Origin of the sequence: Odoribacter sp. AF15-53 (genome assembly GCF_003479425.1) — a bacterium.
GTDB lineage: Bacteria > Bacteroidota > Bacteroidia > Bacteroidales > Marinifilaceae > Butyricimonas.
Genome location: NZ_QUHC01000003.1, coordinates 33,940 through 54,083 on the forward strand (window position 1 = coordinate 33,940; position 20,144 = coordinate 54,083).

Annotated in this window: 13 protein-coding genes; all 13 read right to left on the reverse strand. The window is 44.9% G+C overall.

What is annotated here, in order from left to right:
* Positions 1-55: 55 nt before the first annotated feature.
* Positions 56-1,516, reverse strand: coding sequence for a DUF3868 domain-containing protein (locus DWW52_RS08305; RefSeq protein ID WP_158582527.1), 1,461 nt, complete (start codon positions 1,514-1,516; stop codon positions 56-58).
* 10 nt (positions 1,517-1,526) lie between these two features.
* Positions 1,527-2,108: a DUF3575 domain-containing protein gene (locus tag DWW52_RS08310; RefSeq protein ID WP_118715030.1), complete on the reverse strand. Its 582-nt coding sequence runs from the start codon at positions 2,106-2,108 to the stop codon at positions 1,527-1,529.
* Between the two features lie 12 nt (positions 2,109-2,120).
* A complete protein-coding gene (locus tag DWW52_RS08315) occupies positions 2,121-4,274 on the reverse strand; it encodes a hypothetical protein (RefSeq protein ID WP_118715031.1) in 2,154 nt (717 codons plus the stop codon).
* An 8-nt stretch (positions 4,275-4,282) separates the two neighbouring features.
* Complete coding sequence (locus DWW52_RS08320; protein WP_118715032.1) at positions 4,283-6,229, reverse strand: fimbrial protein; 1,947 nt, start codon at positions 6,227-6,229, stop codon at positions 4,283-4,285.
* A gap of 10 nt (positions 6,230-6,239) precedes the next feature.
* The gene (locus DWW52_RS08325; RefSeq protein ID WP_118715033.1) at positions 6,240-7,685 is read right to left on the reverse strand and encodes a DUF4906 domain-containing protein; all 1,446 of its coding nucleotides are present in this window, start codon (positions 7,683-7,685) and stop codon (positions 6,240-6,242) included.
* A gap of 6 nt (positions 7,686-7,691) precedes the next feature.
* Positions 7,692-8,558: a FimB/Mfa2 family fimbrial subunit gene (locus DWW52_RS08330; protein ID WP_118715034.1), complete on the reverse strand. Its 867-nt coding sequence runs from the start codon at positions 8,556-8,558 to the stop codon at positions 7,692-7,694.
* Between the two features lie 117 nt (positions 8,559-8,675).
* On the reverse strand, positions 8,676-9,872 hold the full coding sequence (locus tag DWW52_RS08335; RefSeq protein ID WP_118715035.1) for a hypothetical protein: 1,197 nt from the start codon (positions 9,870-9,872) through the stop codon (positions 8,676-8,678).
* A 354-nt stretch (positions 9,873-10,226) separates the two neighbouring features.
* Positions 10,227-11,669 carry a sodium:solute symporter gene (locus DWW52_RS08340; RefSeq protein WP_118715036.1) on the reverse strand — a complete coding sequence of 481 codons (1,443 nt, stop codon included), beginning with the start codon at positions 11,667-11,669 and terminating at the stop codon, positions 10,227-10,229.
* A gap of 92 nt (positions 11,670-11,761) precedes the next feature.
* Complete coding sequence (locus tag DWW52_RS08345) at positions 11,762-12,085, reverse strand: DUF2149 domain-containing protein (protein ID WP_118715037.1); 324 nt, start codon at positions 12,083-12,085, stop codon at positions 11,762-11,764.
* On the reverse strand, positions 12,085-12,684 hold the full coding sequence (locus tag DWW52_RS08350) for a MotA/TolQ/ExbB proton channel family protein (protein WP_118715038.1): 600 nt from the start codon (positions 12,682-12,684) through the stop codon (positions 12,085-12,087). Before DWW52_RS08350 ends, DWW52_RS08345 begins: the two co-directional genes overlap by 1 nt.
* On the reverse strand, positions 12,684-13,382 hold the full coding sequence (locus DWW52_RS08355) for a hypothetical protein (RefSeq protein WP_118715039.1): 699 nt from the start codon (positions 13,380-13,382) through the stop codon (positions 12,684-12,686). Before DWW52_RS08355 ends, DWW52_RS08350 begins: the two co-directional genes overlap by 1 nt.
* Before the next feature lie 2 nt (positions 13,383-13,384).
* Entirely contained in the window at positions 13,385-17,854 is a 4,470-nt protein-coding gene (locus tag DWW52_RS08360) for a cobaltochelatase subunit CobN (protein ID WP_118715040.1), read from the reverse strand.
* Between the two features lie 13 nt (positions 17,855-17,867).
* A complete protein-coding gene (locus DWW52_RS08365) occupies positions 17,868-20,099 on the reverse strand; it encodes a TonB-dependent receptor (RefSeq protein WP_118715041.1) in 2,232 nt (743 codons plus the stop codon).
* Positions 20,100-20,144 lie beyond the last annotated feature (45 nt).

Below are 20,144 nucleotides of genomic sequence, written 5' to 3' on the forward strand. Positions count from 1 at the left end.
ATAAAGCCGTATCATCATTGGTGATACGGCTTCTTTTTATTCCCTTTTTCCTCGATTATCGACTATTTTTCAATTTCTTTTCTATTTCAATTAAATTATCCTGCGCCTCCCGGTTCCCTTGACGTGAAACTTCGGTTAACACGCTTTTCGCTTTATTCAATTCTCCCGTAAGCATGTAATATACCCCTAGATTATTGACATACTCCGGAACATCCTGTCTAGCCTTATCCAGGTACTTCCTCGCCTGAAGAGTATCTTTCTGGGTTAACGCTATGGCCGCTGCGTTCAGGTTTGCCGTTGGGTCATCAGGATACGTGCGAACCGCTATTTCAAACACCTTTTGAAACTCCTCGCTTCCCTTGGGATAAGAATTGGCGATCCGAAACATCTCGTCCAAACTCAAATATTGCGGGTTAGTTTCAAGAAGTTCTTTTCCCTCCTCCACGCTCAGGTTCCTCACGTTGTATGATACGAGACATTGAACTTTCCGGAGTTTAGGATAAAAACAAGTCAACATTTTACGATAAACCTCTCCATGGTCAAGACCCTTCAACTTATTTTTTCGGAGGTTAACATCATCAATATCTTCTATTATTGCCATCACGTCCCTTCTATCTTTCAACGTCGACATCTCGACCAGTTCAAACAATCCATCCCAATTCTCCTCCCCACTCTGCACGTGGTACACATCCGACGGGAAAGATATTCGTTTCGCGAGATATTCTTTCAAAGCCTTGGCTCTCTCGCAAGCCAGCCACTCGTTATGCACCACACTTCCTTCCGGTGAGGCATATCCCGTTATATCAACACCCGTAACCTGAAGATTTTTATCCGAATGAATTTCATCCAAAAAAGTCGCGATCTTGGACAACTGGACCCGATTATTCATATAATCCGGTAAAATCTCTGTTTTCCCGACAGGGAAATCAAGATATACTTCCCGTTGCTCGTTTCGTGTTTTTACCAATTCTGCTTCCGGTTGAACAAAAGAAATCACGGGTACCATGATATATTCCGGGGGAAGAACGATCAACTCCTCGTCAATTTCCTGAACATGTCCTCCACAACCGCATAAATCTTCCACGATACTCAAATCGGCCTCCCGCATCCAAGACTCGTACGGGATAGCAAGAGAATAATCCAACTCGGTTTTTGTATCCCGCCCGGCCCGAAGTGTTCCATATGGCAATTCTAAACCGGCTTCCTCTTTATCAATTGCCATGGCCCTGGCATAAGCTTTATGTTTCATCGTACCGTTTACCAGTATGAAAGGCAATTCCACACGATGTTCACCTTCCGACAGGACAGGAGTCAACGTAAGCGCCCGATCCCTGTCAACGTGTAAATTTGCCATATCTATTTGCATTCTCACTTGCAACATATCATCCTGCCGCCTCAATTCGACAGAAGTAATATTAATCTGCCCCTTGTATATCTGTTGTTGTGCCATTAACGGAACATTCACCATCACTAGCATACAAACAACAAATATGTTATACATTATATTTTTTCTCATAACCGTCATTTTACTTGATAATATAAATTAAATTAATCCCTAGCTTCGTTGGTCCCACGTAATTCCGCCTATCATCCTTTAGCTTGGGACCGCATTTTTCACACCTGTATTTATCATACTTGATATGAGCGTATCCGAGACCGATCGTTCCTTCCAGACTCCAACGCTTGTTCAGAATCCAATGGTAACCGTAAGCAATACCGGCCCCGAACAAATCCCCCTGGTAACGCTTGTGTTTCCACCCAAACATCTCGATCCCGCACATATTAAACTGCGCGTAAAAAGCGTGTACGCCAAAGAAATGTCCATTAAACCGATCACACAACCAATACCGCAATTCCGGCTGTACCAGCCAATGTTTAAACTTTTTATTCCCCGACCAGTTCCACGGGTTGTAATTTCCCGAGATATCCATCGTGAGTTTTCTCGACAAGGCAAATTCCACCCCCAGATTCGGAGTCACCGTTGCCCAGTAAAGCGCATTCGTCTTGACTGCCAATACGGGCATATCAGGAACTTTATGCTTCTCTTGTCCCATGACACTCATCATCGACAAAAGCATTATATTCAGTAAAAGAATCTGTTTTTTCATCTTTTCGTTCTTTTATTTTAAATTAATCGTGGGTTGTGCCAAAAGTTGCCCCACGGAGTAAGACCCGTAATAATTTTTCCCCCCGTAATAGACCCGGAAAGTAACCGCGTCTGAAATCTTTGCCCCCAACTCGATATTGAAAGAGTAAGTACTACTCGTCGAAGTATAAAAATTGCTGACAATCGTGTGATCAGAGGAATAGACAAAGAATTGTTTTATCGTATAAATATCATTAACCCGTATCGCACCGTTAACAGGCACCGCCTTTCGAATAAGGTTATCATAGTACACGGTAGTACTTCGAAATCCCGGGGCGGATATCACGATATCCTCACTACTGATAGCCTGCTTCGACACGAATTGAACACGCTGTTCCCCAACCGGGGCAGAAGCATATTCACGTTCATAACCATCATCAACTTTCACCCACCCGTTATCAGTCGTGGAGAGATTACGTGTTGTAATATGTACTTTTAGCGGGTAAACCGGGGGCATATCCGTCAATTCCGGTATCGTGAAATGAAATACAGCCGTTTTATTCATCCCGTAATCAACCATATTATCACCATTAACCGACACGTTCGTGAAATAACGAGACTGTAGTTTCACGTATGCCGTGTGGAAATAATCATTCTCGATAGTTATCGTCTCGTCACTATTCTCGTAACTCGTTTTAAAACTCAGACTTTTCTCTCCCGGCTCCTCCGCCCAATACACGTACTTATAAGTTCCGTTCCCAAATTGTATTTCCATATTTTTATTCGGATCAACCGGATAAAGATTATTGGTCGAAATAACACACTTCACGGGAAACAAATACTTCGGGATAGACGACGGAATGTTAAATTTCAATGTCACATTCTGATCTCTTTCCGTGTATAAATCCGGGGTCGTGGATGCCGGCAAAAAGCTATACAAAGACGTGGATGTCACCGTGATAATTCTTGACAGGACCCCGGCCTTCACCAAAATCGTCGCCGTATTTTGTCCGGATATCACCTTTGCCACATCGGCTGAAATCAAACCACTACCCGCATCATAAGCCAAATTCGTCAGAATATGATTAGGATCCTCAATAATGGACACATCTATCTTACTATCAGAAGCCGTTCCATTTTCCGTGTAATGGGCAGACACCCTCAACTCTCCTCCCTGAATAAACAACAAGTTCAATTGCCCCACCGTCAAAGTATGATTCGCATTATCAGAAATCGTTGGCGAATCTTTAAAAATCTCTGCATAGATATTATTGGACGGTTCCGCATCTTTCGCATCATTGAAAGAAATACTACCGCTCGCCTGATCACTAAAAGACTCTATCACCACTCGATAATGATAATTACGCACGATAGGATAGGGTTTCTTGTCTGCATCCAAAAACTGAATCTTGTAAAACTCCTCTTGACTATCGCCGTCTAATTTCCCTTTCACGATTACATAACACTGGTCATTAAACAAATTCGGATTTTCACTCATAAACTTCGGTGAAAGATCACATTCGTCCACGGTCTGATCCATTTTCTGAAGCGATCCGAGGGGAAGAGTAGGAGTATTTTCCAGAATAACAAAAGGCGAGGGCGTTTCGGAGGGATTAAACGGAGCCGTGGTCCCCATCGTGGCCATATTACACAAAGCGTACCCGGTCACGCTGAAATTCGAAGCGTTATTTTCCACCGTTACTTTCGCTTGATTCCGGTACAAAACCACATCCAACGTGTTCGCCCCTGCTACCAATTCCCCGCGTCCCCAAAACACCAACAGATTTCCATTCAATACCGGAATCAATTCCCGCTCGTCCTTTTGCAAAGCCTCCCGATCATTATAGGATGCTATCTGATCACAATTCGCGATAAAATGAATAATTCGGGTATCCGCGGGAACCTGAGCTTTAAACGTTCCTTTACCGATCCCCCCGTCTTCCGTTGTTACCAAATCTGTCGCGTGTACACGTGCAAGAAACAACCCTTTAGCGTCAAAAGCCATCAACCAGACATCATTAATGGCATTCTCGTATGACACGCTTCTCGCTTGCATGGCATTGTACTCCGGGATATAAAGCGAAATGTTGAGAGACATCCCTTCCTCGTTCAACTTTTCCCATTTTCCCGGCTCATCCGTACAAGAAAGCACGATAATGATTAAAAAAATATGTATTAACTTTTTCATAATCCATCTTAATTTACTTTGACATCCCTGACACAACGTACAGAGGCTTTCAAGGAATCGAAACTGGAATTAACACCCACTCTCGGATCCATAAACTCCACGGCACTCGACTGTCTTGCACTCCAATACCAACTTCCTTCAAGAATTTTTTTTACCTCACATAAACGGATATTCTGAAGGATATCAATCATATACAATTCGGCCAACGTCGGCATCCGCCAATCCGAATAAGTCTCGCCTGTTGTCTCATCTCTTTCAACATAAGAACTACATTTATCTCTGGAAAGAACATAATTTGAAGCTGTAGTGGTCCCGTGTTGCGAAGCAAGCATGAAACGGGGAGAGATCATCCTGTTATTCTCTTCCGTATCTATCGTGTTACCATTCTCATCTCTCCGAGGATACCCTAACACGGCATTATTCCTGATATACGAGGCATAAGATGCTCCCAACGCGGAATTTGCCGCCATGTGACTGTAACCGGATCCGAAATCTTCATCGAACTCATCCGGATTAGGCAGGGTCGAAAAATCCGCCACGAAAGAATTAATGACAAACATTTTGTTATTATTTTGTCCTTCACTTCCACCCGGGGCATCCGCAGAGATATCGTAACCGATATACAAGGCCGGAAATTGTTCCACTCGCACATTCTGAGTCATCCCCGATTCATTCGTAACCGTGAATGTAACCACTTTTGACACGAAATTATTCGGGAGAACACTATTAATCTCGATATTTCCGGCTTTCGCATCTTTTGTCCACTCGATATTCACCCCGTTACCATCGGAGGCAACCCCGTTGACCTGTATATTACTTATCGACACGGGAGTTGAGGACTGAAAAGTCGTGGTGAACTTCGTACTGTTCGGCATCGTAATCCGAGTATCTTCAACATACAGGAAATTAATTCCTTCCACGCTCACAAGTACGTCTTTTGTTGTCCAATCTTTTATGGTGTATTGCGTGGATAACTCCACGGGCGTTTTAGGGTCAGGAGAACCCAACCGATCCACCTGCACGGAAATATCATAAAGATAATTCCGTTGTAATTTATATAGTGTCTCATCCGTTCCTTCCGCGGACAAACGATAATTCACCGGAATCCGGTAATAACTATTTGTATACGTCAAAGCACCATTTGTTACCGGGATATTCACGAGAATATAAGTTTCGTCATTCACGTCATCATTCCAATCATTGGCATAAGAGTACATCACAAAAGCGACATCCCCATCGGCCCCAACCATCGTGCTTGTGAAATCGGGCATTTCCTGTAAATCCGGTACAAACGAATTCCCATTCTCCAATACCTGACTACTCGCGGCGTATCGTATCAACTTCTTGCTCATCGCGAGACCCGTTGCCACGGAATACCCGTTTGCATAGGAAAGCTTCACCCGAATTTTTGATGCGGCCCGTTTTAAAGAAACAGGTATTTCTTTATTCACGACAACTCCATCATTCAGTATCATCGAATGAACCCCGTCCATCAAAAAAACATCTTGTTTCACATCAGGATTTAATCCCGTCACGGACAAACCTTTTAATGCACTTAATGCAAGTCCTTTATCCGGAATACTTCCTGAATAATTCGCTAGAACATAGGTTTCATAATTGACATTCGTTTCAAATTCTTCCTGATAAACATTCAGTTTCGTGCTGTATGCATTAACACCGGTTAACGCTGGAGTGGGCACGATATGCTGGTAAAAAACGCATTCATCCCCTCCCTCTTTATACATGAACACGTCCAATGTCGTTATCTTATTTTCATTCAGGTCATCATTTCCTACTTCATTTGTCGCTCTTGCCACAGACGCTTTCTTGAAGAAAACCTTCACGAACACATCCCCGTCCTGTTTCATGTCAGAAGATTCCAATTCATTTTGCGAACAAGACGAAACCAGATACATCACGAACAACAAGAGCCATATTATATTATATCGTTTCATAACCTTATTTTTATTGATACCCCACTTGCGTAATCAGTATGTCCGTATCATTATCTCCCGGGAATCTCCGAGTGGTGCCCTGTAAAGGATTAATCTTCAATTTCTCCCCGTCAACCGTGATGTACATATAAGTACTTCTTTCCACCCCACTCCAACTCTTGGTCGCACCCACTTGAATAAGACACTCTTTTTCCCCGGCAATCCCCTTGGAAACTGCAACCGGACCTCCGTTTGTACTCTCTTTATTGAAAAAGAATTCCAACCCGTTTGTTATCGTTGCCGTCCATACAGCCCCCGCGGGTGCTATCAACTTAAAACTATAACTAGCATAAGAAGTTTCACTTACGGGTACATTATCCTTCACGTAAGGAAAATAAACAACTCCCGTTGTCGCCCCCGCGTCATTTCCCTCGTAAGCATCAAACACGTAATCCCCCTCCGTAACCTGGCTCCCGATCTGGGATTCCGACACGGTCCACGGTAACGGAATAATCTTCAAGAACAATTCATTATCCGGATGCTCGAACATGGCAATAATTCGGTAAACCGTATTTTGGTTCAAACTATATTTATCCGAAATCTGCCCGTTATCCGTAATATAACCTTTATATTTAAATTCTTTTCCATTAATCTTTATCGTAGCCAACAAATAAGGAGTAATCCTATCATCTTTCTCGGCAGAAGCTGCAATATTTTGATAACTATAAAAAGATGCATGAGCATTTTCCGGAACAATCACACTCACGTCCGAAGGCATATTCTGCAAGATCATATCGGTCGTCATCACGCGCTCCTCCCGATTCGTCACGACCGGAGAAATCATATCACGTCCCTGATACTCGCATCGGCTATTCATCACCTGATTCACGAACTCAAGAGAAACAAGCTGCACGTCATCATCTTTCAAATCATTGTTTTTAAACACGTAAACATCCAGACGAGCAACCAACCTTCTCATGGGAATCTCGGCCTCTGTTAATGGCCCATTAACCGTAACCTCTTTCCTTCCGATCATCAACACCGATCCCCCGAGAAAACTATTACTCGTCACCGTCATATCATCCAACATCTTCATCGTCGTGTTCTCGTCCAAGGTAATCGAAAGCGATTTATCCGTTCCCTCGTAATTTCCGACAGCATAAACAATCTTCGGCAAGGCGGAGACCGATACTACCCGTTGATACTCGCTAATGGCCTCCGGCGTGATGTCAGGCAAAAATTCCGAGAATTCACAGGTCCCATCCGATTGATTGAAAACATATATAGCTAGACTAGAAAACTTTCCGTCATCTCCCTTTATCAAACCGTCTGTTGCAGCCCGAGCCGTGAAAGACAAAGACAAACGAGCGTCTTTATCCGGTTTCACGGGAACATTCTCGTTTTTATCACATGCCGCAAACAACATGATCATAAAAAGTGCCCAAAGACCTGTCCGTATATTATTACTTCGCTTCATAATTCTCTAATTATATCCGGGTTTTATCTCCTCCTCCTCCCACGCCGTCACCGTAACACTCAAACCGTTCACTTTAAAACGAATACCGACAAAAGCTTCATTAATACCGTTCACGGTAATGTTATTCCTCTGCATAAAATCTTTCAGACTCAGATTATATATAGATTCTCCCGTTTCCGGGTTGACCAAATTGACAAACACGTCATTATCATCATGAAAACGCAAGACATTAAAATTTGCCACGGACTTCCCGGTAGTTGATTCACTTTGAACTATCGGGTAATAATGCTCCTTCTCGCTTGAAAAGTTACGGGCAAAGTCTACCGTCGGACTCAAATTACCGATCTCAACCTGCAAAGGTATCGTAGCTTCATTCTCCACCCCCACAATTTCCACCCGCATCTTTATATGAGAGCTATTAAAATAAACCGTATCCTGCTCCCAACGATCACCATGCACGACAATATCTTTCATCCCGAAATACAAACTATCATTCGTAGTGATCACCTCTCGCGTAAAATAATGAGGTGCTGCCACGGTTGCCGAGCCCAAAGAGGTATGATTATTCATCTGTGTCATCTCGTTAGCGTTTCCCCAGCAAACCAAATGATAGCTCCCGTTCGGTAAATCCAGCATCGTCCCTTGCGAGAGCCGAAGCTCATCCCGATCGAAAGTGCTTGTTTGCACCAATGTACCCGATTCATCATACACGTACATATTTACACGCTCAATCTTCTGCGGGAATATTTCCGTATTGAAATCTCCCAGATAACTGAAATAAACGTATATGCCGCAATCATCCAAATCTTCCTTTATACATGCAGAGGAAAGAATGAGGAGGAGTAAACTCCCTATTATTTTAATTTGTTTCATCTTTCCGTATATTGATTTTCAAGTGTGTGTCTCATCTCTCCCCCTGTGTAAGGGGGAAGTCGGAGGGGGGAGAGAGTTTCAAATAGAACTTTTGACACACCCCCTTGCAATTAAAACTTATTGAGCGAAATCGAAATCCGGAATAATTGTCTCTTCGGCCCACGGTTCAACTGTCACGTGAACCAACACGTTATACTGGACATTACTCAAATCATTATCAAGCATCGGAACCACCTCGATATCCATGTTATAAATTGTTCCCGGTTTGAAATCAGCAGCCGTCATTTCCGTGTTAATCCCTTTATAGAACTTGACAATATTTCCAAATCTATTAACGATATTCGGATTAAACACATCAGTATTTGTTGATGTCATACCCGTCACTACAACATTTGCGAGATCCAGGTGTATATTAGGTAAAGCCGTTCCGGGGAAGAAATTGAATGCGTAACACTTACCCTCTGTCTTTAAAGGTAAATTTTGATAAACTCCATCCGAATAATTTATATAACTTGCATAAGCAGAAGCATCCAATGTCGAAGACATATCAAAAAGCCATTTTCCTTCTTTTATATGATCCACGAAAGTAGTATTCCGATACAACTCTTCAAGCGTTCCCGGCTTACTGTATTTATAATAAAAATCATTCAAGTAAATACCTTTTAAATCAGCCGTGAATCCCGTCCAAGAAACCGTGGCCGTTTGTTCCACGCCACTTATCTCCCGGCCAAATTCAAAACTTCCCGCATTCTTAAAAGTGATACTTTTTATTTGTAAACGAGCCACAATCGGGACAAGATTCACATTTGCCGTGTAAGTTTTTCCGGAAGTCGGGTCCGGATTAATCGGTTCATCATTTATCGGAGTTAAATCTTCATCTACCCCGTAATACATCACGCCCGATCCTTGTTGCTTATCAAGACTTGTCGTGATCACGTTATCCACGACATCCGTCCCCGGATTCCCGTACACGTATACCTTTGATACCGATTTAGGGACATTAATGAATTTAAGGCCTTGATCAGAAGTCGTGAGTTTTACCCAATCTGAATTCAAATCCGTACTCTTATCCACTTGCCGAGAAACAATCACCGTATTACTGGCATCCGTGATATTGATGCAAACACTCTGTATATCCTTCGTATCTTTTGTTAAGATATCCGTAGGACCGCTAGCTCTAGATGTTGATAAACCTTGTAAGGAAACAGACACGGCAACCGGATCATTTCCCAATTCGTCATACTTTTCGTTATCATTGCAAGCTAATAAACCAACGCTTGCCAAAAGCGCAAAAAAATAATAGCTGATCTTCATAATTTTAAATCTTTTCTTCTAGTTGTTTTTTAAATTTAAAAAAATACCCGTTATAACCATCCCTTCCCGAGGAGAGATGACTACAAATAAATCTTCGAATATTCTTTATCTGAGGGATTTTACGACATTATTTTAAATAGGTTATATTTTTACGCATTTTATTAGAATGATTTTAAATTGTATCATCTATCTTTATTAAAATAAAGTCTAAAATACATTCCATATATTACCTACCTTGTGTATTTATTTTCATCATTTCGATATTTTCCCTGAAAAGTGATATACTTTTACAAACCTCAAAAAACACGGGTAAAGCCCCTTCCTCCCCCAATCAGTAGAAAATATTTCTGTATATCACCATCGCTCGTTTGTTCGGATTGACAACAATCCGAGATAACAAAGCATACCGTTAAATAACAAAATTTCGAATCCGAACTTGTAACCGAACAACAATTGCTCGGAATAACAATTAATCACGTAAGATAAAATCGGTGACACCACGCACACGATCGGGAGATATTTCTCCCGTACTCGGAATCTCGTCGTCAAGCCAAAAGCAAAAAGCCCCAAAAGTGGACCGTACGTGTAGCCCACCGCTTTAAAAAGAGCGGATATAACACTCGAATTATTCAACTCCCGGAAAAGAATGACCACGAAAATCATTAACAACGAGAAAACGACATGTACCCCGATTCGTTTTCTTTTACTCTCTTTATTCCCGGGATCAATTTTCAGAAAATCAATGCAAAAAGAGGTCGTCAACGAGGTTAATGAAGAATCAACCGAAGAATAAGCCGCTGCCGTGATTCCCAACAGAAAAAACAAACCTGCCGTCGTTCCGAAATAATTCAATGACAAGAAAGGAAACACGTCATCCGATTTTCCCGGCAAAATAATTCCCTCCCTTTCCGCGTACAAGTAAAGCAACGCCCCCAACATCAGGAACAACACGTTCGTCACCAAAAAAAAGAAAGAAAACGTGAACATATTCGTCTTGCAATCCCGCAAAGACCGACACGTCAGATTCTTTTGCATCATATTCTGATCCAGACCGTTCAAACAAACCGTGATAGCAATACCCGCCAAGAACTGTTTTATCGTGTTTTGTCCCGATCGCCAGTCAAAATCAAACACTCTCGACAAAGGACTCTCTTTAATTGCCGCCAAAGCCGAAGAAAAATTAAAATCCAGCGCTTTATTTACAACATACATCGTCAGACCGACAGATATCAGAATAAACAACGTCTGCAAAGTATCCGTCCACACGATCGTCTTGATTCCTCCTTTCACGGTATAAATCCACACGAAAGCAATCGTGATAAAAACCGTTACCGCGAAAGGAATACCTACCGCATCAAAAAAAGCCAGCTGCAACACCCCCACGACCAGAAACAACCGGAAAGAAGCTCCGATCAACTGAGACAGAATAAAGAAAAACGAACCTGTCAGACGAGCCTTTTCTCCGAAACGAGTTCCTAACCAGGAATAAATAGAAACCAGATTCAATTTATAGAACAACGGCAACAACACCACGGCAATCACGATATATCCCACACAATTACCGAAAACCAGCGTCAGATACGTCCAATGCGTGTTGCCCACCTCTCCCGGTATAGAAATAAAAGTAACCCCGGACAAAGTTGTCCCGATCATCCCGAACGCAACCAGATACCACGGGGAATTGCGATTCGCCGTAAAAAAAGATTCGCTGGTTACTTTCCTCGTCGTGATGAAACCGATCAGAATCAACACCAAGAAATAAGCCAACAACACCGTCAAAACTAAAGTCGTGGACACTACACAATTATTTTAGATTCCACGACAAATATAATATAAAAGTTTAGAAGGTTATCCCAAAAGTCTGCTTCTCTTCAATAAACTCCCCACCTTTACTCCGGAACATATATAATCTCACCGTTCTCAAGCTCGTAGGCGATCCCCACCTTTTTCCCCCTCTTCCCGGAATTATCCTGATTTTCAGAGGGAGTATAGCGATTAATCTTTTCTCCCTCCTTGGTTATAATTTCCATGTTCTCTTTCCCCGGATTCTTCACCATCGTAAAATCCTCCGTGGACAACATCTCGGTCATATTATATCGCGTTACCAAGGCAACCATCAGGGCCACGGCAAACACCATAGCCACGTCGAACAGATTGGATACGGCACTAATCGGGTCATTATCCTCTTCCTTCTTCAATAGATTACGTTTCATTACTTCTCATTTTTTTCATTCAACACCTCTACCAGACACTCCAGATTAGTCATATCCTGCAAATACCAACGTTGTTTCACCTGTTGCGTCAGGAAACCGATCGCCCCGGCCACCAAACCGATCACCGTCGTGGCGAAAGCCACCTGCATATTATAAGCCATCGAAGCGATATCCCCCGTGGACAAGCCCACTAACGCGGGTCCCATCGGAATCAAGGTTCCCATCAAACCCAAAATAGGCCCCAACTTCGTCAACGTCTTGGATATCGCCAGATCCTTATCTGCCGCGATCTCGAAATTCGCCAACAATCGCTGCACCTGTGCCTTATTTTGTTGTTCGGCTAAAATCCGTTTCATAAACATCACCACCAAAGAATTACTTTTCTCCGGCAACTTCTCTGCAAACTGATCTATATTATTCACGTGCAACGTCTCCATTTGCTCCCGGATCAATTTATCCGTCTTACGGATAGAAACATATTGCCCGAAAAAGCTCCCCACCAGCAAAAGCGAACGAAAAAACAATAAAATCAATAACACGATAACAGGAACCAACAACCCGGTTGATATCCAAAACATAATATCAGAAATCGCATTCATTATCTTCTTAATTTAAAAGTTAGTTTTCTTTTTATTACATACACAATCCACCCCAACACGGCACCCGCCACGAAAAGCCCGATACATCCCGACAAGGCTCCCCAATCCACCCGTGTTGTCCCGTCCACGGCCGTTCGCCCGTTCACGGTAGCGATAATTCCCAATATCGCCGCCAAAGCGTTTGTCAGGAAAAACAACTCCAAACGCAACTCCGTTTCCGGCAACAACCATTTGACAAGCCAACGTCCCAGGGGAATAACGACCACAACGAACCCGGCAAACAACCAAGCGATCAGATGAAACGATACTCCCGGGAAAGTAAACACCGCCTGGGTCAACCCGAAAAACAAGACCGGGAAAATCAGTACCCCGGGAAACCAGTACAACACCCGATAAGCCCACATCATACGTCGTTTCACCGGAGAAAAATTCGCCACGTGAACCGAGAGCAAGCAAAAAGCCATTTGTAGAGACAATTCTATCGTCAAAATAACAGACGTATCCAACATCAACTGGTTATTGGACAACCAATCCGCGATCTGCATCTTCGATTGCTCGATAGCATAAGGCCACATCAGCAACACGAAAATAGCAGCGATACCGGTAGCGGCTCCCACCGCCACCGGTTTCCAAAAAGTCTGTTTCAACAAAAAATTAAATGCAGTTAATAGAATTAATATCAAAACAATCGTATCCATGATTACATTCTGTTTTTACGCCTTCTTCTCATCAGGACAGCCAAACCGACCAACACGACTATCACCCCGCCTACAATCCACGGCGTACTCACTTGATTCGTACGTTTCCGGGTTTCCGAAGCAATTTCGTCTTTCTTCATCACCATACCCTTAGACTGATCGACAGCAACCTCCCGAACCTCCTGAATACTACTCCGGTATTCCTTCGCCGTCTCGGGAGTCGCCTTAGACGCGATAAAATCACGCAATTTGGCATTATCGCAAACAAATCCCGAACAAGCCGGTTTATATTTCTTGACTAAATCCGTGTGTAACTTCGACAAATCGGCCAACTGCTGGTCACTTGCTTTCCACATCCCCTTGCGGGCAGTCTCCATCATCACCGCCGTGATCTCCTGCAAAGCCGCGGGACTCTGTTTCTCGAAGAAATCCTGTACTCCCAGATTAAATTTATCCTTCACGTACACGTTATAAATCTCGTCCCACATCTCGTTATCAATCACCGAAGGCTTCATCACGTTCCACCCGTAAGTATTCCGGACAATTTCGGCAAAACCAGCCGCCGAAGTAGCCTCACCCTTCATCTTTTCCTTAATATAAGAAGGATTGAAAATCGTGGTTCTCGACTCCACGCCGATAGCCTCCTTCACCTCCTGCATCTTATTATTATTCCGGTTACGATAATCGCTCAGATAAGCATCCGGGTCCTTTCCCGTCACGTTACGAACCGTCAGATTCAATCCTCCCATAAACTCGTACACGTGATCGAGACTCAACGCTCCCCACGTATTACTCTGACGAGGTTGAATCACCACATCCGTACGAGTCAATGCGGCCTCGAAAGCAAACTGTTGGAATTTCTCCCAGTTCTTCTCGCTACCGTAATACGCTCCCATATTATTCAGATAAGTTGCCGCAATCTCCGACTCGTCTTCCCAACGGTCTCCGGCATCCACCATCCCCGTGATACCCGTTCCGTAACCGCCATTCGCACCCCCGAAAACCCGGAAAGTTGAAATCTCCCGGGCATCTTTCGGGGAAATTCCTTTATCAATCAACGTCTTTTCAGCTTCAAAAACACCCGCAGCGACTTGATTCTCATACTGATCATCCCTTGCGGCGGCAGCCATCTCCACGGCCCGGTTCACCAAGAAAAGACGAGAAGCCGCAATATCCCGCAACTGTCCGGAAGTCTGCACAACCACGTCTATCCGGGGACGCCCCAACTCGACAGAAGGAATCAATTTCAAATCGCTCACCCGACCAAAAGCATCCCGCACGGGTTCCACGCCAAGCATATACAACACCTGAGCAATCGTGGCCCCTCCCGTTTCGATAAACTCCCCGGACCAAAGCGTGTAACTAACCTTTTTCGGGTATTCCCCGTCATGTCGTTTCCGGTACATCTCAATCGTACTCTTTGCCAACTGCACTCCTTTCTCCCAGGCTGATTCCGTCGGGGTCTCCTCCGCGTTAATTGCGAAAAGATTACGTCCCGTCGGCAACGTGTTCGGATTCACGATCGGATCACCTCCGGGCGAAGGAGCCGTGTACCCGCCATCCAGCGAATTCATCAACGCTTCCAGTTCGGCCGCCGGACTTTCCCGCAATGCCTGTTTATAATTATTCACGTTCTTCAGCGTCCGTTCTACTTCCATGATCGCCAAAGCCTTGCTTACCTCTTCCTTCGAATACTCCTTCTCCTTCTTCCCCATCATGGCCTTCATCATGGCACTCATATCCGGTTTTTCTTCTCCCGACTTCGCCATCGAAGCCTTCATCTTCTCCAAAGCCTCTTTCGGGGCTCCCATCTTCTCGGCCATCTTCATCATCTCCTCGGAACTTTTCCCCTTTGCCATCTTGCCCATTTTTCCTTGCATCATGGCACTCATATCCGGATTCTCCTCCTTTGGCTTCGACATGGCGGCCTTCATCTTCTCCAAGGCCTCTTTCGGGGCCCCCATCTTCTCGGCCATCGCCAACGCTTCTTCGGGAGTCTTATCTTTTCCCAGCTGCTTCATCATCCCTTTCATCATCCCCGACATCCCACCTTCCTTATGTTCGGTTTTCACCGTTGACTGTTTTGCCGCAGCAGCCATCATCATAGCCATCATTCCCTTGGGAGCATTCCGATCCTCGTCAATCTCCCGCGCCTGCGCCAACTCCTCTTTCGTAATACCGGACACCCGACAAATAAAATCATCATTCACATTTTCCCGGCCATCCAGCAACCTACCCACCAATCGCTTCGCCGGGTCCAAATAACGCTCTGTAAAAATAGTTTTACGCTTCAAAACATCAGCATCAGCCTTCCCTCTCAATCGATCCAGCCCGTACAACCCGTAAGCGATCGGGTCGGTTGCCATCGAATAAACGGAAGACTCTATCCGGGCTGCCTCGTAAGGAACTCCCATCGTGTACAACTGTCCGGTAATCTTCTCTGCGGCCAATTCATCCGCAAAATTCTCGATCTTCAACACTTCCTCCTCCGTGTACGGGGTGGTCAAGACGCTATCCAACCCCAGCTCCCGATGCATGCCTAAAGAAACAGCCAACTCCTTCACCGCCAGAGAAGCTTGCTCCACGTCCTTCGGGTTAGCCGTACCCTTTTCCGGATACAACTTCTGATTATATACTTTTATCTTTTCCGTCAAATTCCGGTAAATACCCCGCACGTTACTTTCCATGAACGGAGGAGTCAGATAAGACTGTAACACCCCGTATCCCCGACGTTTCGCAATCATCCCTTCACCCACATCACCGATAGAATAGATATAAAAATGAGGTACACTACCCACCAATCGATCCGGCCAATCCAGATCACACAAAGCCGCCTGCTTCTTGGGAGTAAACTCCAGACTACCATGCGTCCCGAAATGAATCATCGCGTCAGCCCGGAAACCATACTGCATCCACAAATAAGCCGCAATATAAGAATGAGGTGGAGCCTCATCCGTCCCGTGTACGATCTGGAAGGCATTATCGCCTCCCCCGGCAGCAGGCTGCGGCATAATCACCACGTTCCCGAAAGCAATCCGGGATACTCCCAGCTTGCGGTCCGCCGAACTCATATATTCTCCCGGGAACTCCCCAAAAGCAGCAACCACTTCCGCGTACTTTTCCGGGCGTAATGCCTGTTTCACCCAACTCTCGTACTCTTCTTTTGAAATCAACAACGGGTGACTCTCCTTCATAAACCGATCCACCACGCCGTTAGCGTAAGTACCAAACACGGCTCCCTCGGCCATGATCATCTTCTCCAACTCCTTCGAACTCGCCGGAAGACCTTCCACGCAATACCCATCCTCCTTCATTTTCTTCAACAGATTATACAACGAAGGCACAACCTCCATCCCCGCCGCGCTCATAGCGCTCTGCCCCGGTCCCTTGTAGTAATAAATAACCACCTTCTTCTCGCTATTCGGCTTCTCCTTCAAAGCTAGGGTTCGTTGTATATTTTCCACGTAAGTCTTCAACCTGGAAGGCACCGCGAAAGAGTGACGTAAACCGTCCTCATCCTCGTACTGCGCGAAAAGAGCCGAAGTGCGGATAGCCCCATCAATCTCCGGGGTAACAATACTCTGGGACATGAAACCGCCGGACATCCCCATCGGATCACGTTCCCATTCCTCCACCAGACTATTCACCGTCAACGGCGAAAACAACAATATATTATGCTCCTTCAAATAACCCACAACATCATCGCCCAACCGCCCATGTGCCATATTGATCATGGCATCCGGGCCGATCTCCCGGACGAAATCAAGCAGACGCCGAAGAGACAAAATCGGGTAAACATTATACCCCACCTGTTCCAAGGTATCAATCAACCCCGTCGCATCAGCCATTTGACCTGTCACCACGATTTTCTTCGCTCCCTCCTTGTACAGCTGTTTACTTTTCAGATACTTCTCGTACTCCCCGACGGAAATAAAATCAAGCTCGTCCCCCGACTTATCCACATCCACGTGATACAAGACATCCGAAGCCCTTTCAACCGGAGCCTCCGGTTCCTCCACCGAAATCACCTTCTTATCAATATTCTTCCGGATATAATTCAACAAACTCTTATAATTCCGTCTTCCGCCACTACCCAGATAACCGCGTATCGCCACCTGATCAACAGAATCAATCGTGCATATATTATTTGCCGGGTTCGTCGCCATGCTCGTGTACACGGGTACACCCTTATCAGCAGCTTTCTGTATTTGCTGACGCTGTTCCTCCACGACACGTAACCCCATTCCATTCACAAACACCATATCGAAACCGGACAACCGATCCAACTCCTCCACGGGCACCTCCTGCAATTTAATAAACGAATTGTCGTTCGCTTTCGCTATACCTCCCATCGTGATCGTTTGGAAATTCACGAAAGCAATCCTAGTCGTACCGAACCACACCTTATATCCCCACACACCCAACAAGATCACAATCAAAAGACACCCAAACGCAAGCCATTTCTTTTTCATCAGTATACTTATTTTATAATTTGAACAAATCAGCCAGATTCACGGACAACGTACCGGTAAACCCGATTCCCCGTTGCGGGGTAACAGATTGATCAGCCGTCACGTTCTTATCTTTAAAATCAAACAAGTTATCAACCCCGGCCGTAAAACGAAAACCTCTCGGGAAACGCCCGCTTAGATTCAGCGAGCAAAACGTCCGGCTATCATATTCATTCTGCACGTACCCGTTACCACTCTTGTACCAAGTCTCCACCGAAGACATCCAACGGCCATTCAAGGCAGCCGATAACGTGACCTTACCCATCGTCTTGGAATAATTCGCCGTGAAAGTCAAGCTATGCGGGCGATCGCTCGCCATATTATAACCGTCCACCTTGGAATGCGCGTCAATATAAGCATAAGCGCCTTTCAACATCAACCCATTCTTGAAACGGAACTGCACCATCGCATCCAACCCCGTCCTCGTGGCATCAGCCGCGTTATAATATTGCTGATTCTTCCCGTCCGAGGTCAATCCCAACCCGATCTCGTGGAAATACCTCGTGTAATAACCGGATACCGAACCATTAAAAATTCCCTTCGTCACCTCGACAGAAAGCGTTCCCTGATGACTGATCTCCGGGTCCAAATCCTCATTCCCGTAAATCATAAAGAATCCCTGACCGCCCATATCGTACTCGCTATGCAACTCCTTTAACGAGGGAATACGGAATCCCATTCCGTAACCGCCGCGCAAAGACAACACCCCATGCCTGTACATCAACGAAATCTTCGGGCTAGCATGGAAACCGTACTTCGAATGACAGTCCGAACGCACCCCGGCCAGAAGACTAAACGAATCACTCACCTTATAATCCTCCTGTAAATACAACACGTACGTCTGGGCGTCAAACGTCTTCCCAGAACCGTTATCAAACCAGTAATGCTGCAATCGCTGCGTGTTCACCTCGATCCCCGCCGTCAAAATATGCTTCTCGTGCAAGTACCCCGTGTAATTCAACCGCACGTTATTCGTCTGATCCCCGAAAATCTTCTCCGTGGGACTCGACTTGTACTCTATCCTTTTCTCGTAATTTTCAAAAACATAAGAAAAATCCAGGCTATGATTATCATTGATCGTATAATATATCTTCGGATTTATCTTGTACGTGGAAAACACGTCCTGCTCCTTCTCCTGTATATAATCAAGCACATGATTATTATAGTACGTCCCGTCCAACGATATGCGGAATTGCTCGTTAAACGTGAAACTCAATTTCTGATTCACAGACCAAACCTCGAACCCTTTCACACTCGTCATTCCCCTGGTTGCCGTATCCGCCACCACGGAATCTCTCCCGTGTGAATCCTTGTAATGCGTGTACGAAATCTGCCCGTTTTTATCTTTTAACGCGTAAGCATCCCGTATGCGATAAGAGAGTGAGGTCAACGCCGAAAACCGCCCCTGTTTCGTCCCCAAGGACAAAGAATACTTCCCCTCGTCATTATTACCGTAACGGGCAGATAAGTTTCCCGTGAAAGGACGATTGGCATCTTTTGTGATAATATTCACCACTCCCCCCATAGCCTGCGAGCCATACAGGGTTGACATCGGCCCCTTCACCACCTCAATCCGCTCGATATTATCAATATCAATCAAAGTATAATCAATATTATTACTGGAACCTTCCCCGGATATACGCTCCCCGTCCAGCAAGAACAACACGTATCCCCCGGCAGACCCCTGAAATTTCAATTCCGGTAAACCCGAACCGTGGGCCAACCCGAATTGTAACCCCGGCATCTCGTATTCCAATAAACTCTGCAAATCCAAGGGATTAATCTGCTGGATATCCTCCTGAGAAATCACACGCGTAAGCACAGGCACATCTTTCAACGGCTTCAACGTACGGGTGCCCGTGATCACCACTTCATTCAGAGCATTATCACTCGGTTTCAACGTAAATCGATACAAACTATCCATCCCAGGTGTCACCTCCACTTCTTGCGGGGCATACCCCATAAAACTGATCCGCAACACGCATTTCTTCTTCGTCGTTAACTTAATAGAGAATTCCCCGTCCGCATTTGTCCCGGCTCCCACCACCGTACCCTTCACCCACACGGAAGCTCCGGGTAATGCTCTGCCTTTCTCGTCCACGACCACTCCTTTTAATTCAACAGAAGGGGCTTCCCTCGTGTTCTCGTCCGCCCTCACATAGGACGCTAGAAACATTAAAAACAATATTAATAATCCGTTTCTCATCTAATTCCATTTTACGGCAAAAACCGTAAGAGATGTCAGAATCCT

Bases quoted from the DNA above. Each gene is read 5' to 3' on its own strand.
- DWW52_RS08305 (WP_158582527.1), bottom strand. From the start codon at position 1,516: ATGAGAAAAAATATAATGTATAACATATTTGTTGTTTGTATGCTAGTG.
- DWW52_RS08310 (WP_118715030.1), bottom strand. From the start codon at position 2,108: ATGAAAAAACAGATTCTTTTACTGAATATAATGCTTTTGTCGATGATG.
- DWW52_RS08315 (WP_118715031.1), bottom strand. From the start codon at position 4,274: ATGAAAAAGTTAATACATATTTTTTTAATCATTATCGTGCTTTCTTGT.
- DWW52_RS08320 (WP_118715032.1), bottom strand. From the start codon at position 6,229: ATGAAACGATATAATATAATATGGCTCTTGTTGTTCGTGATGTATCTG.
- DWW52_RS08325 (WP_118715033.1), bottom strand. From the start codon at position 7,685: ATGAAGCGAAGTAATAATATACGGACAGGTCTTTGGGCACTTTTTATG.
- DWW52_RS08330 (WP_118715034.1), bottom strand. From the start codon at position 8,558: ATGAAACAAATTAAAATAATAGGGAGTTTACTCCTCCTCATTCTTTCC.
- DWW52_RS08335 (WP_118715035.1), bottom strand. From the start codon at position 9,872: ATGAAGATCAGCTATTATTTTTTTGCGCTTTTGGCAAGCGTTGGTTTA.
- DWW52_RS08345 (WP_118715037.1), bottom strand. From the start codon at position 12,085: ATGAAACGTAATCTATTGAAGAAGGAAGAGGATAATGACCCGATTAGT.
- DWW52_RS08350 (WP_118715038.1), bottom strand. From the start codon at position 12,684: ATGAATGCGATTTCTGATATTATGTTTTGGATATCAACCGGGTTGTTG.
- DWW52_RS08355 (WP_118715039.1), bottom strand. From the start codon at position 13,382: ATGGATACGATTGTTTTGATATTAATTCTATTAACTGCATTTAATTTT.
- DWW52_RS08360 (WP_118715040.1), bottom strand. From the start codon at position 17,854: ATGAAAAAGAAATGGCTTGCGTTTGGGTGTCTTTTGATTGTGATCTTG.
- DWW52_RS08365 (WP_118715041.1), bottom strand. From the start codon at position 20,099: ATGAGAAACGGATTATTAATATTGTTTTTAATGTTTCTAGCGTCCTAT.